11 protein-coding genes and 4 tRNA genes are annotated in these 13449 nt (G+C 66.0%); 14 read left to right on the forward strand and 1 reads right to left on the reverse strand.

Annotated features, from left to right (window positions below; genetic code table 11):
• The first annotated feature begins 16 nt into the window (after positions 1–16).
• From AC5P99_RS13700 to ychF, 8 genes are all read left to right on the forward strand, one after another.
• Positions 17–1702 (forward strand): tetratricopeptide repeat protein, encoded by a 1686-nt coding sequence (locus tag AC5P99_RS13700; RefSeq protein WP_171039713.1) that lies wholly within the window; start codon positions 17–19, stop codon positions 1700–1702.
• Complete coding sequence (lolB, locus tag AC5P99_RS13705; protein WP_495213244.1) at positions 1699–2358, forward strand: lipoprotein insertase outer membrane protein LolB; 660 nt, start codon at positions 1699–1701, stop codon at positions 2356–2358. The genes AC5P99_RS13700 and lolB overlap by 4 nt, the downstream gene beginning before the upstream one ends.
• On the forward strand, positions 2355–3224 hold the full coding sequence (ispE, locus tag AC5P99_RS13710) for a 4-(cytidine 5'-diphospho)-2-C-methyl-D-erythritol kinase (RefSeq protein WP_005408190.1): 870 nt from the start codon (positions 2355–2357) through the stop codon (positions 3222–3224). The genes lolB and ispE overlap by 4 nt, the downstream gene beginning before the upstream one ends.
• Positions 3225–3235: 11 nt before the next feature.
• Positions 3236–3312: transfer RNA gene (locus AC5P99_RS13715), tRNA-Gln, on the forward strand.
• 140 nt (positions 3313–3452) lie between these two features.
• Positions 3453–4412 (forward strand): ribose-phosphate diphosphokinase, encoded by a 960-nt coding sequence (locus tag AC5P99_RS13720; RefSeq protein WP_005415400.1) that lies wholly within the window; start codon positions 3453–3455, stop codon positions 4410–4412.
• 109 nt (positions 4413–4521) lie between these two features.
• A complete protein-coding gene (locus AC5P99_RS13725) occupies positions 4522–5139 on the forward strand; it encodes a 50S ribosomal protein L25/general stress protein Ctc (protein ID WP_005408191.1) in 618 nt (205 codons plus the stop codon).
• Positions 5140–5187: 48 nt separating this feature from the next.
• A complete protein-coding gene (gene pth, locus AC5P99_RS13730; protein ID WP_049450172.1) occupies positions 5188–5766 on the forward strand; it encodes an aminoacyl-tRNA hydrolase in 579 nt (192 codons plus the stop codon).
• Positions 5767–5948: 182 nt separating this feature from the next.
• The gene (gene ychF / locus AC5P99_RS13735; RefSeq protein WP_005408193.1) at positions 5949–7040 is read left to right on the forward strand and encodes a redox-regulated ATPase YchF; all 1092 of its coding nucleotides are present in this window, start codon (positions 5949–5951) and stop codon (positions 7038–7040) included.
• Between the two features lie 592 nt (positions 7041–7632).
• Here the strand turns inward: ychF and AC5P99_RS13740 are convergent.
• Entirely contained in the window at positions 7633–10371 is a 2739-nt protein-coding gene (locus AC5P99_RS13740; RefSeq protein ID WP_088435872.1) for a TonB-dependent receptor plug domain-containing protein, read from the reverse strand.
• A gap of 170 nt (positions 10372–10541) precedes the next feature.
• Between AC5P99_RS13740 and AC5P99_RS13745 the strand changes: the two genes are divergently transcribed.
• The 6 genes from AC5P99_RS13745 to AC5P99_RS13770 all read left to right on the forward strand — a co-directional run.
• On the forward strand, positions 10542–11561 hold the full coding sequence (locus AC5P99_RS13745; RefSeq protein WP_049450188.1) for a cyanophycinase: 1020 nt from the start codon (positions 10542–10544) through the stop codon (positions 11559–11561).
• Between the two features lie 105 nt (positions 11562–11666).
• Positions 11667–12683 carry an isoaspartyl peptidase/L-asparaginase family protein gene (locus AC5P99_RS13750; RefSeq protein ID WP_088435873.1) on the forward strand — a complete coding sequence of 339 codons (1017 nt, stop codon included), beginning with the start codon at positions 11667–11669 and terminating at the stop codon, positions 12681–12683.
• Between the two features lie 137 nt (positions 12684–12820).
• A tRNA-Tyr gene (locus AC5P99_RS13755) sits at positions 12821–12906 on the forward strand.
• Between the two features lie 24 nt (positions 12907–12930).
• A tRNA-Gly gene (locus AC5P99_RS13760) sits at positions 12931–13004 on the forward strand.
• Positions 13005–13053: 49 nt separating this feature from the next.
• Positions 13054–13129: transfer RNA gene (locus AC5P99_RS13765), tRNA-Thr, on the forward strand.
• Between the two features lie 41 nt (positions 13130–13170).
• Positions 13171–13449, forward strand: a 279-nt coding sequence (locus AC5P99_RS13770; RefSeq protein ID WP_256727511.1) for a GTP-binding protein, incomplete at its 3' end; no start/stop codon positions are given.

Raw genomic sequence — 13449 nt, forward strand, 5'->3', positions numbered from 1 at the left:
GGCCCCGATGCCGACGATGCCCGCATTGATTCGCATCCCCAGTGTTCTGCTGCTGTCCCTGGCCTGCAGCCAGGCCCTGGCGGCGGTGCCGGCCAAGGCCCCCGTTCGGGCCCCGGCCACTGAGGAACTGGCGCTGGAACCGGTGATGGCCGGTGAGTTCGCGCTGCAGGCTGGCAAGCTGGCCGAGGCCGCCCGCTGGTACCTGCAGGCCGCCCAGCAGACCGGCGGCGACGCCGGCCTGGCCGAGCGCGCGACCCGCATTTCCATGCTCGCCAACGATGACGCCAGCGCCGCCAAGGGCCTGGCCCTTTGGCAGCAGCGCGCGCCGAGCTCGTTGACCATGCGCAGTGCCGCTGCCGCGCTGGCCATGCGCCAGGGCGATGTGAAGGCAGCGCGTGGCGATCTGCAGGCCTTGCTGGCCGACCCGGATGAACGTGGCTGGAAGTTCGCCCTGGCCGCCCTGATCGGCGGCGGCCGCGACCCGGCAGTGCCGGCGCAGGTGCTGGGCGAGCTGGTCGACGCCAACGCCATTCCGCCGAAGATCGAGGCGTGGCAGGAGTTCGGACGCCTTGCCCTGCGCATGGACAAGCCCGAGCTGGCGCGGCGCATGATCGACGAAGTGGTCAAGCGCTTCCCCGAAGAACCGCGTGTGGCGCTGCTGCGCGCCAGCCAGCTGCAGCAGGCCGGGGAGACCGGCAAGGCGCTGTCGCTGCTGCACGATGTGGAGCCGAAGACCCGCCAGGACCCGGAACTGCGCAATGCAGTGGCCATTGCCTATGACAGCCTCGGCCAGCCAGCCGCCGCCGAGCGCGTGCTGGCGTTCGGCCCGCAGGACGTGCAGACCTGGGGCATGCGCGCCTCGCTGTTGGCCAAGCAGGGCGACAAGGCCGCGCTGTCCAACCTCTACAACGAACTGTCGCGGCAGGCGGCCAAGCCGGACCCGGCGCAGCGCCTGCTGCTGGGCAAGATCGCCGAATACCTGAAGCGTTATCCCGAGGCGGTGCAGTGGTACCACAGCGTGCCCGGTGGCGATGAACTGAGCGAGGCGCGCCTGCGCGCGGCCAACGCCCAGGCTCTGGCCGGGCGCCTGCCGCAGGCTTTGGATGAAGTGCACGCGATCCAGTCCGATGCGGTGGTCGACGACGATGTGCGCCGCGATGCCTACCTGCTGGAAGCCGAACTGCGCCAGCGTGCTGACGACAGTGCCGGGGAGCTGGATGCACTGGCCCGCGGCCTGGCCGCCTACCCGGATGACAACGGCCTGCTGTACGCCCGTGCGCTCACCTGGGAACGCCGCGACGACATCCCGCGCGCCGAGGCCGACCTCCGCAAGATCCTGGTGACCGACCCGGAGAACGTGCCGGCATTGAACGCGCTGGGTTACACCCTGGCCGATCGCACCGGTCGCCTGCAGGAAGCGCTGGAGCTGATCGACCGCGCCCGCGTGGCCGAACCGGACAACGCTGCCATCGTCGACAGCTATGGCTGGGTGCTGTATCGCCTGGGCCGCAAGGAAGAAGCACTGGTGCAGCTGCGCCGTGCCTGGACCCTGGCCAAGGACCCCGAGATCGCCGCCCATGTCGGCGAAGTGTTGTGGGTGCTGGGCAAGCATGACGAGGCCCGCCATTTCTTCGACGAAGCGGCCAAGCTCGACCCTGAAAACCGCGCGCTGCTGCGCGCCCGCGAGAAATTCAATCCATGAGTGTTTCCCTGATCCGGCCGCTGCTGTTGGCAACTGCGGCCCTGGCGCTGACCGCCTGTACCAGCGTGGGCACGCAGAAGATCCCGGCGCCGGCGGTGGTCGAGGTTGTTTCGGCCGAGGCGGCGCAGGCCGAGGCGGCGCGCGTGGCCGCGCTGCAGGCACAGCCGGACTGGACTTTCCAGGGCCGGGTCGCGGTCAGCAAGGGCAAGGACGGCGGCAGCGGACGCATCGACTGGAAGCAGGAAGGACGCCGCTATGTGGTTGAGCTGAGCGCGCCGGTGACCCGGCAGAGCTGGAAGCTGACCGGCGATACCCATTCCGGAGCCGGTCGGCTGGAAGGACTGGCCGGCGGGCCGCGTGACGGCGAAGACGCCCAGCAACTGCTGCTGGAGGCGACCGGCTGGGACATCCCGGTCAACCAGCTGCCGGCGTGGATTCGTGGCCTGGTGGCCGGTGATGCTGCCGGTCCGGAGAAGGTCGAGCGTGATGGTGAAGGCCGGCCGCGTCGCATGCAGCAGATGGGCTGGCAGGTGCAGTACCTGGACTGGTACCCGGCCGAGGCCGGGCGCCCGGCGCTGCCGCGCCGGATCGAGGCCGGCAATGGCGACGCCAAGGTGCGCCTGCTGGTCGACCAATGGGGGCAGGGCACCCCATGAGTGCCGGGCGCGATGACACGGGCTGGTCCTGGTGGCCGGCCCCGGCCAAGCTGAACCTGTTCCTGCACATCACCGGCCGCCGTGCCGATGGCTACCACGAGCTGCAGACCGTGTTCCGCCTGCTGGACTGGGGCGACCGCATCGGTCTGCGCCTGCGCGAAGACGGCCAGGTGCGCCGGCAGGGCGAGGGGCTGGCTGGCGTGGCCGAGGCGGATGACCTGGCGGTCCGCGCCGCGCGGCTTCTGAAAGATGCGGCCAACATCGTGCAAGGCGCAGACATCATCGTCGAAAAACACGTTCCTGCAGGTGGTGGCTTTGGCGGCGGTTCGTCTGACGCGGCCACCGTACTGGTGGTGCTGAACCGGCTCTGGCGTGCCGGTCTGGACGAGGACGCGCTTGCTGCGCTGGGACTGCGCCTGGGCGCTGACGTGCCGGTGTTCGTGCGCGGGCGCAATGCCTGGGCCGAAGGGGTGGGTGAGCGCCTGCAGCCGATCGTGCTGGAGCCGGCCTGGTATGTGGTGGTTGAACCGGGTGTTCATGTTCCCACCCCGGCTCTGTTCGCAGACCCGGATTTGACGCGCGGCAGCCCAGTGGCGAAAATAGAGGACTTCGCTTCCGGGACCCTGGTCGGGAACGCGTTCGAACCGGTGCTGCGCCGCCGTGAGCCTGCCGTCGAGGCAGCGTTCGCCGCGTTGAGCGATATCGGCACGGCGCGGCTGACCGGTTCGGGAAGTGGTTGTTTCGTCGAGTTCGCATCGCAGTCTGCCGCAGAGCAGGGACGGTCGAAGTTGCCGAAGGAGTTGCGGGCAAGGGTGGCAGCGGGCGTTGCGCGTTCGCCACTGCTGGATGCACTCGAGCAACACTGATTTATCAATGCAGGGGCGTCGCCAAGAGGCCCAAGGCACCAGGTTTTGATCCTGGCATTCGTAGGTTCGAATCCTACCGCCCCTGCCAATAGCGGCTGTGTCCGCGCCTTCCAGCGCATCGCCCGCGCGGGACGTGGAAACAACCGCGGTGTTGTCAGCAGCAAGGGTCCATCGGGGTCCTTGCCGACTCCGGATCCCCGCCACTCGTCCCCGCCCGAGACAATCATGATGCAAGAGTCCCCGAACCTGCTGGTCTTTTCCGGCAACGCCAACAAACGTCTGGCGCAGAACATCTGCAAGGAACTGGGGGTTCGCCCGGGCAAGGCGCTGGTCTCGCACTTCTCCGATGGTGAAGTGCAGGTGGAAATCGAAGAGAACGTCCGCAAGCAGGACGTGTTCGTGATCCAGCCGACCTGCGCGCCGAGCGCGGAAAACCTGATGGAACTGCTGGTGCTGATCGACGCGCTCAAGCGCGCATCGGTGGCCAGCGTGACCGCCGTGGTGCCGTACTTCGGCTACTCGCGGCAGGATCGCCGCATGCGTTCCTCGCGCGTGCCGATCACCGCCAAGCTGGCGGCGAAGATGTTCAGCACCGCTGGCGCTGATCGCGTGCTGACCGTCGACCTGCACGCCGACCAGATCCAGGGCTTCTTCGATATTCCGGTGGACAACGTGTATGCGTCCCCGCTGCTGCTGGCCGACATCTGGCGTGCCTACGGCACCGAGAACCTGATTGTTGTGTCGCCGGACGTGGGCGGCGTGGTCCGCGCCCGTGCGGTGGCCAAGCGCCTGGATGACGCCGACCTGGCTATCATCGACAAGCGCCGCCCGCGCGCCAACGTCTCCACCGTGATGAACATCATCGGTGACGTCGAAGGCAAGACCTGCGTGATGGTCGATGACATCGTCGACACCGCCGGCACCCTGTGCGCTGCTGCTGCTGCCCTGAAGGCGCGCGGTGCGCTCAAGGTCGCCGCCTACTGCACCCACGCGGTGCTGTCGGGCCCGGCGGTGGACAACATCACCAATTCCCAGCTCGACGAGCTGGTGGTGACCGACACCATCCCGCTGAAGGACGCGGCGCGGGTGTGCAGCAAGATCCGCCAGCTGAGCGTGGCGGAAATGCTGGCCGAAACGATGCGCCGCATCGCCTTCGGCGAGTCGGTCAGCTCGCTGTACGTCGACTGAGTTCTTCGCCCCTGCCGGCAACGGCGGGGGCATACCCGGATGCTTCTGGTCGCGGAAGCATCTTCAACCGCCACGCCGCAGGGCGCGGCAACAACCTGAGTAGTCGAAAATGTCGAAGACCCATGAAATCAAGGTCACCAAGCGTGAACTGCAGCGTAAGGGTGCGAGCCGCCGCCTGCGTCACGCCGGTGTGATCCCGGCCATCGTGTACGGCGGCAACGCCGAGCCGGTCGCCATCAGCCTGGACCACAACGAAATCTGGCTGGCCCAGCAGAACGAGTGGTTCTATGCCTCGATCCTGGACCTGAACCTGGATGGCCAGGTGCAGAAGGTCCTGCTGCGTGACATGCAGCGCCACCCGTACAAGCAGCTGATCATGCACCTGGACTTCCAGCGCGTGAACGAGAACGAAGCCCTGACCGCTTCGGTCCCGCTGCACTTCGTCAACGAAGACACCTCGCCGGCCGGCAAGGCTGCCGACGTCGTGGTCACCCACGAACTGAAGGAAGTGACCATCACCTGCCTGCCGAAGGACCTGCCGGAGTCGATCGAAGTCGACCTGGGCGAGCTGAAGGCCGGTGACGTGGTGTACCTGTCCGACATCAAGCTGCCGAAGGGCGTGGAAATCCCGGCCCTGGCGCTGGGCAAGGACCACGACGACGCCATCGTCACCGCCAAGGCCGGCAAGGCCGACGAGGCTGACGAAGAAGCGGCTGCCGCCGAGTAATACCGTTACGGTGCCTGCCTCCGGGCAGGCACCGTACTGGAAGGAACCATGGCAGGACTGCGACTGATCGTCGGTCTGGGCAATCCCGGATCGGAACACGCCCGGACCCGGCACAATGCCGGGTTTCATTTCGTTGAGGCCCTGGCGGAGAAGGCCGGTGCGCGATGGAATGTGGACAGCAAGCTGTTCGGTGAGACCGCCAAGGTCGAGATCGCCGGGCAGACGGTGTGGCTGCTCAAGCCCGCCACCTTCATGAACCTCAGCGGCAAGTCGGTCACCGCCGCACAGCGGTTCTGGAAGATCGAACCGGAAGAAACCCTGCTCGCACACGACGAACTGGACCTGGCGCCCGGCGTGGCGCGGCTGAAGTTCGACGGTGGCCACGGCGGCCAGAACGGCCTGCGCGACACCATCCGCCTGCTCGGCCACGGCAAGTTCCATCGCCTGCGCGTGGGCATCGGCCATCCCGGCCACAAGGACCGCGTGGTGGGTTGGGTGCTTGGCCGTCCGTCGAAGGACGATGACGTGCTGATCACACGCGCCATCGACGATGCGATCGACGTGATGCCGCTGGCAGTGCAGGGCGATTTCAGCGAAGCGATGAAGCGGCTGCACACCCCGAAATAAGCTGTAGGTACCGACCGTTGGTCGGTGTGGAACCATCCAATCCGCTAGGTACCGACCGTTGGTCGGTACGGAACCAACCAATCCGGTAGGTACCGACCGTTGGTCGGTACGGAGAATGATTGGAAAAGCAGCGCCCAGGCCGCTGTTTCCCCAATCACTTTCACCCCAGAGAGCTGTCACCCATGGGTATCAAATGCGGCATCGTCGGCCTGCCCAACGTCGGCAAGTCGACCCTGTTCAATGCGCTGACCAAGGCGGGTATCGCCGCGGCGAACTTCCCGTTCTGCACCATCGAGCCGAACGTCGGCATCGTGCCGGTGCCGGACCCGCGCCTGAACGAGCTGGCGGGCATCATCAATCCGCAGAAGGTCATCCCGACCGCGGTCGAGTTCGTCGACATCGCCGGCCTGGTGGCCGGTGCCGCCAGCGGTGAAGGCCTGGGCAACAAGTTCCTGGCGCACATCCGCGAAGTCGACGCGATCACCCACGTGGTGCGCTGCTTCGAGCACGGCGACATCGTGCACGTGGCCGGCAAGGTCGATCCGATCTCTGACATCGAAACCATCGACACCGAGCTGGCGCTGGCTGACCTGGACAGTGTCGAGAAGGCGCTGAACCGTGCCGAGCGTGCGGCCAAGGGCGGCGACAAGGACGCAGCGGCGCGCAAGCCGGTCCTGGCCAAGCTGCAGGCTGCGCTGTCGGACGGCAAGGCCGGTCGTTCGGTGGGCCTGGACGAGGAAGAGAAGGCGCTGGTGCGCGACCTGTTCCTGCTGACCCTGAAGCCGGTGATGTACATCGCCAACGTGCTGGAAGACGGCTTCGAGAACAACCCGCACCTGGAAGCCGTGCGCGCGCACGCCGCCGCCGAGGGCGCGCAGGTGGTGCCGGTGTCGGCCGCGATCGAGGAAGAGCTGTCCCAGCTTGACGACGAAGACCGCGACACCTTCCTGGCCGATCTGGGCCTGAGCGAGCCGGGCCTGAACCGCGTGATCAACGCGGCCTACAGCCTGCTCGGCCTGCAGACCTACTTCACCGCTGGCGTGAAGGAAGTCCGCGCGTGGACCGTACGCAAGGGCGCCACCGCCCCGCAGGCTGCCGCCGTCATCCACACCGACTTCGAGAAGGGCTTCATCCGCGCCGAAACCATCGCGTATGACGACTTCATCAAGTACAAGGGCGAAGCCGGCGCCAAGGAAGCCGGTCGCCTGCGCCTGGAAGGCAAGGAATACCGCGTGCAGGAAGGCGACATCCTGCACTTCCGCTTCAACGTCTGATCCAGCGGCATCGGATCGACCCCGGACGCCCCGCTCTGTGCGGGGCGTTCGCGTTTCCGGTAATGGACAAAAAAACACCACGCTGCGAAACGCTTGCGGTGTGACGTTCGCCGGTACTTGTCCACAGCAAACTCCCATCGCTTTCCACGTTGGGTGTGGAAAACCGGCGAACCTGATGCAGCGCCGAGCCGATGCACGGCTGCGATGGGCGTGAGCAGAGCGCGGGCTCGGCGCTACCTGCCTCGATCGTGCAGCGTGGACAAATTTTCACCACGCTTCGAAACGCCTGCGGTGCAATGCTCACAACTACTTGTCCACACCTAGTTCCCATCGCTTTCCACGGCGCATGTGGAAAACCCGGATTCTGTCTGGACAAAAAATTGCCACCCTTCGAAACCATTGCAATGCGTGGCTCGCAGGGACTTGTCCACACCAAACCCCCATCGCTTTCCACGTGCGGTGTGGAAAACCCCGGGCGGGTGCGCGGCAACGAATGCCCACCAAGGTGGGCATCTACCGGGTACGGTGTGCATGAACAACAAGGCCCGCCAGTGGCGGGCCTTGTTGTCCACGTTCTGCAATACGGTGTGCCTTACAGCGCGCTGCCACCGAACTTGTGGGTGTACTGCAGGTTGATGGTGCGGCCGACGCTGTCGAACCAGGACACGTCGTAGTACGGATACGCGGTGTAGGTGGCATCCTTCGGCGGCATCTTGTTGAACACGTTGACCACCGACAGCGACAGGCGCGAATGGTCGTCGAAGCGATACTGCACCGAGGCGTTGTAGCGGTAGGTCGCCTTCACGTAGGGGCTGTCACCGCTTTCCCAGTCGAATGACTGGTCGTAGTTGTCCGAGGTCGGCAGCTTGCCCAGGCGCGAACCGTAGATCGTGGCCGACCACGCGTCCTTCTCCCAGGTCACGCTCAGGCTGGTCTTGGTGCGCGGGATGTCGAATCCGCTGTTGACCGCGAACTGGTCCAGGGTCGGATCGCCGGGGTAGCGCTGGAAATCGTGCTTCTTCACCCAGGTGTGGGTGCCATTGAGGATGAAGTCGCCGATACCGGTCTGCAGGCGGTAGCGCAGGCCGACGTCGATGCCGGAGGTCGACTCGCGGGCGACGTTGATCGGCGCCACGCGCACGCCGTACAGGCGGCCGTCGCTGGTACGGGTGATGCGGTCGAGCGCGTCCACGCAGGTCGGCGAATTGATGTCGGCACTGCCGAGCCGGCAGTTCGCTTCGTTGGCCAGGAGGGTGCGCACATCCATGTCCTGCACCTGCTTGCGCATGTCGATGTCGAACCAGTCCACCGACAGGTCCAGGCCGATCGCCGGCGACCAGACCAAGCCTGCACTCCACGAGGTGCTGGTTTCCGGGTCGAGCTGGCGGTTGCCGGTGCGGCTGCGGATCAGGTTGCGCTCGTAGTCGGAACAGTCGCTGGCGCCATCGGCGCGGCAGCTGTACAGGTCTTCGGCGGTGGTCTCGTCGTTGCCCGGTCCGGCGAACACGTAGTGCAGGTCCGGCGCGCGGAACGCAGTGCCATACGAACCGCGCACCAGCAGCGTGTCGATCGGGCGCCATTCCAGACCGCCGCTCCAGGTCGCCTTGCCGATGGTGTGGCCGGAATAGCGGTACTGGTCGTAGCGGCCGGCCACGCTCAGGTTGATCGTCTCGTGCAGCGGCATGCGCAGCTCGGCGGCGGTCGCCCAGCGGTTGCGCGAGCCCTGGCCGTCCGAATCCTTCCAGCTGTAGTAGTAGTACTGGGTGGCCAGCGGATCGGGATTCAGCGCATAGGCCTGCTGGCCCACTTCCACGGTCGCGGCGAACCCGGCATCACCGCCCGGCAGGCCGAACAGCGCGGAATTGGTCAGCGTGAATGCAGCCGTCTCGGTGCGCGACTTCGGCGAATAGGTAGTGCGTGCGGCAATCGAATCGTACTCGGCGCGGGTCAGCGGCCGGTACAGCCGCGACGGGTCCGCGTTGTAGATCGGGAAACCGTCGTCGTCCACGCCCAGCTGCGGGCCCAGGAACAGGTCATTGGCCTTGGCGGCGATGATCTGCGCCCAGCTGATCCGCGACTGGTACTGAGAATGGCTCAGCGCCGCTTCGTAGTCCCAGTTGCCGGCCAGATTGCCCTTGAAGCCGGTGGTCACGCTGAAGGTCTTCTGCGTGCTGCGTACCATCGCATTGCGCAGGCCCCCCATTTCCTCGGGTGAGAACTGGCGCTGCCAGAACTCGATCTCGCCGGTGGCCTGGTTGTTGAAGTAGCCCGACTCATCGCCATTGGCGTCCATGCGGCCCCACTTGGTGACGTCGCGCATCAGCGACATCGTGTGGTAGCCCAGCTGCACATCGGCGAACCATTGCTGGCCGTTGTCGAAGTCGTAGCTCAGCGAGGCGTAGCCATTGGCGCCGCGGCGCTTGCTGAGGATGGTGCCGTAGCCGATCGAGCTGTCGCTGCCGCAGTAGTAACCGTAGCGCGGGCGGTAGGCGCGGTAGGTGCTGCCCTGGTTCTGCCCGGCCAGCGCTTCGCAGGTGGCCGCGCCCGGATCCAGGTAGTCGTCGTTGTAGTCCGTACGCAGGTAAGCGCGGCGGGCGATGCGCGAGCCCTCGGTGGGGCCGTCCTGGGTCGAATCCTGGATGTCGCGCTCATAGGCCCACAGCGGAGTCTGCGACTGCAGCTCGACGCTGTACACGGCGTTGAAGTTGCCGCGGCTGAAGCCGCTGGCCAGGCTCATGTCGAACGACTCGCCACCGCCTTCGCTGGTGGTGCCCATGCGCATGTCGATCGTGGTGCCGTCGGCCTTCTTCTTCAGGATGAAGTTGACCACGCCGGCGATCGCGTCCGAGCCGTAGATGGCCGAGGCGCTGCCGGTCAGCACTTCGATGCGCTCGATCATCCCCAGCGGGATGTTGGAGACATCGGTGAAGTTGCTGCGGCCCTTGAACGGCATCGGGAAGTCGGCGATGCGGCGGCCATTGACCAGCACCAGCGTGTGGTTCGGGCCCAGGCCGCGCAGGTCCACCTGCTGGGCGCCCGGCGAGAAGTCGGCGCCGCTGGAAGACTGCTGGCTCTGGGTCTCACCGCCGTTCTGGGTCATTGCACGCAACACGTCCGGCACGCTGGTGAAGCCGCTGGAGCGGATCTGTTCGGCGTTGATCACCGTGATCGGGGCGGGGCCTTCCACCTGGGCGCGCGGAATGCGCGAACCGGTGACCTGCACCGCATCCAGTTGTTGAACCGAGGAGGAAGCCGGTGCCTGGGCCGCCGCGGAAGCAGCCACGCCCATCAACGCCAGCTGGATCGACCACGCCATCGCCTTTCTACGCATGAGGAATTCTCGGAAATGAAGCCGGCCCGCAGAGGAGGGGCCCTGTCCCCCATTCAGATTTCCGGAACGGGCGCGCGCATTTAACGCCTTTTTCATGTCCTTGACTACTGGGTCCCTATCTGGCAAAGAGTGGAAACGCTTGCAAGTCGATTTTGTTCAGGGAGATCAAGATGCGACGCCTCCATCGGACCCTGCCTGCCCCCTTCGCCTGGCTGGCGCTGCTGGTCTTGGCCGTGCCGTTGGTCGCCCTTGCGCAGGACCTGCAGGGCCCGGGCTTCGCCTACTACGAAGCCGGCGATCTCGACGCGCCCCGGCCCGGTCCGCGCGCACCGGCCATGATGCTGATGGGCGGTGGCGAATGGGTGCCGGAGGCCTTCCACTGGTGGCTGAAGCAGGCTGGCAATGGCCGCGTGCTGATCCTGCGCGCTTCTGGCAGTGATGAGCTGCAGGACCGCCTGTACCGCGAGATCGGCGGTACCACCGCAGTGCAGACGCTGGTCTTCGACAGCCGCCGCGGCGCCGACGATCCGGCCGTGCTGCGCGTGGTTGCCGCAGCTGATGCCATCTTCATTGCCGGTGGTGACCAGTCGCGCTACATCCGCTTCTGGAAGGGCACTGCGCTCAACCGCGCGCTGAACGCCCATGTGCGCGCTGGCAAGCCGATTGCCGGTACCAGTGCGGGGCTCGCCATCCTCGGTGGCTATGCCTACGGCGCGATGGACGGCGGCAGCATCACCTCTGCCGGCGCCCTGGCGGACCCGATGGGCAGCGCGGTGACCATGGACAGCGGCTTCCTGCAGATGCCCTACCTGCAGCGCGTGGTCACCGACACCCACTTCGACAAGCGGGACCGGCTCGGTCGCCTGATCGTGTTCGTGGCGCGCGCTGCCCAGGACAGTGGCGACCCCGACATCGTCGGCATCGGCGTCGACGAGGACACCGCCCTGTGCGTGGAGCCCGATGGCCAGGCGCAGGTCTACAGCGCTGATGGCGAGGGCAAGGTCTGGGTGGTCAGCCCTGGCCGCGATGCCGACCGCCTGGTCGAGGGCGAGCCGCTACGCTTCCGCGCGGTGCCGGTAACGGTGGTCGCCAGCGGCAGCCGCATGCGCCTGGATGACGTCCAGGCCGAGGCCGACTACCAGGCCGTGGCCGACGTCAGCGATGGCGAGCTTGAGTTCACGCTTCGGTAGTGCCGGCCGCTCGCCGGCAACCCACCTTCCCTGATACGCCCCCCGCCGGCCAGCGGCCGGCACTACCCTGCAATCCATTCCCCGTTACTGCTGGAGACGTATCCGATGAAACTGCGCCTGGCGCTGTCTGCGCTGCTGTCCCTGCCCATGCTTGCCCAGGCCGCATCGGCCGCTTCACCGCTGCTGGTCATCCACGGCGGCGCCGGCGTCGAGCGCAAGGACCTGTCGCCGGCCGAGGAAAAGGCCGCACGTGACGCGCTGCGGGCGGCACTGCTGAAGGGTCATGCGGAACTGGCGGCGGGGCGCCCCGCGCTGGCCGCAGTCACCGCCGCGATCACCGTGCTGGAGGACGATCCCACCTTCAACGCCGGCAAGGGCGCAGTGTTCACCCACGACGGCCGCAACGAGCTGGATGCGGCGGTCATGGATGGCGCGAACCAGGCGGCGGGCGCGGTGGCGGGCGTGCAGCGGGTGCGCAACCCGATCCTGCTGGCGCAGACCGTGATGCAGAAATCCCGCCACGTGATGATGGTCGGGCAGGGCGCCGAAGCCTTCGCGGCCGAGCAGGGCATTCCTCTGGTCGATCCCTCCTACTTCCGTACAGAGAAGCGCTGGCAGCAGCTGCAGCGCGCGCTGAAGGAAGAGGCCAGCGGCCAGGCGCATGCCGACCTGGAGACTGCAAAGCACTTCGGTACCGTTGGTGCGGTCGCATTGGACGCGCAGGGGCATCTGGCCGCCGGTACCTCCACCGGGGGCATGACCAACAAGCGCTACGGCCGGGTGGGTGACTCGCCGATCATCGGTGCCGGCACCTGGGCCGACGCACGCTGCGCGGTGTCCGGCACCGGGTGGGGCGAGTACTACATCCGCACTGCGGCCGCGCACGAGATCTGCGCGCGCATGCGCTACCAGGGGCAGAGCCCGGAGCAGGCCGGCAAGGGCGTGATCAACGAGACGATTCCGCAGATGGGCGGCGACGGCGGTGCGATCGTGCTCGGCGCAGACGGAAAAATGGCCACGCCGTTCAACACCCAGGGCATGTATCGGGGCTGGATCGGCGGCGACGGCGTCCCTCATGTCGCAATTTTCGCCAACGAGACCCTGCCGGTCCCAGGGCAATAACCTTGCGTATCAATGGGTTTGCGACAGCGTGTGAAAAAAATGGAAAAAAGCGTTGACAGCCCCCCGTCCCATCAGCAGAATAAGCGGCTCACCACCACACACCGCAACGCTTCGGCGGCAACGGAATGGGGTGGTAAGGAGGGATACCCAAGCGGCCAACGGGGGCAGACTGTAAATCTGCTGGCTTACGCCTTCGGTGGTTCGAATCCACCTCCCTCCACCAGTTTCACGTTGTGACATTCCCGGCGCGGGAGTAGTTCAATGGTAGAACCTCAGCCTTCCAAGCTGATGGTGCGGGTTCGATTCCCGTCTCCCGCTCCATTGAATGAACTTTGAATATTATCGAGTTCATGTCATAATGCAAAACTCGGCTCACGTAGCTCAGTCGGTAGAGCACTTCCTTGGTAAGGAAGAGGTCGAAGGTTCGATTCCTTTCGTGAGCACCATCTTAAGCATCACCTCTCAGACGAATTCGAGATAAGCAGCCATGGCCAAGGGTAAGTTCGAGCGCACCAAGCCGCACGTCAACGTCGGCACCATCGGTCACGTCGACCACGGCAAGACCACGCTGACCGCCGCACTGACCAAGATCGGTGCCGAGCGCTTCGGTGGCGAGTTCAAGGACTACTCCTCGATCGACGCCGCTCCGGAAGAAAAGGCTCGTGGTATCACGATCTCGACCGCGCACGTCGAATACGAATCCCCGGTCCGTCACTACGCCCACGTCGATTGCCCGGGCCATGCTGACTACGTCAAGAACATGATC

This window comes from Stenotrophomonas sp. YJH_SMC_80, assembly GCF_059372495.1.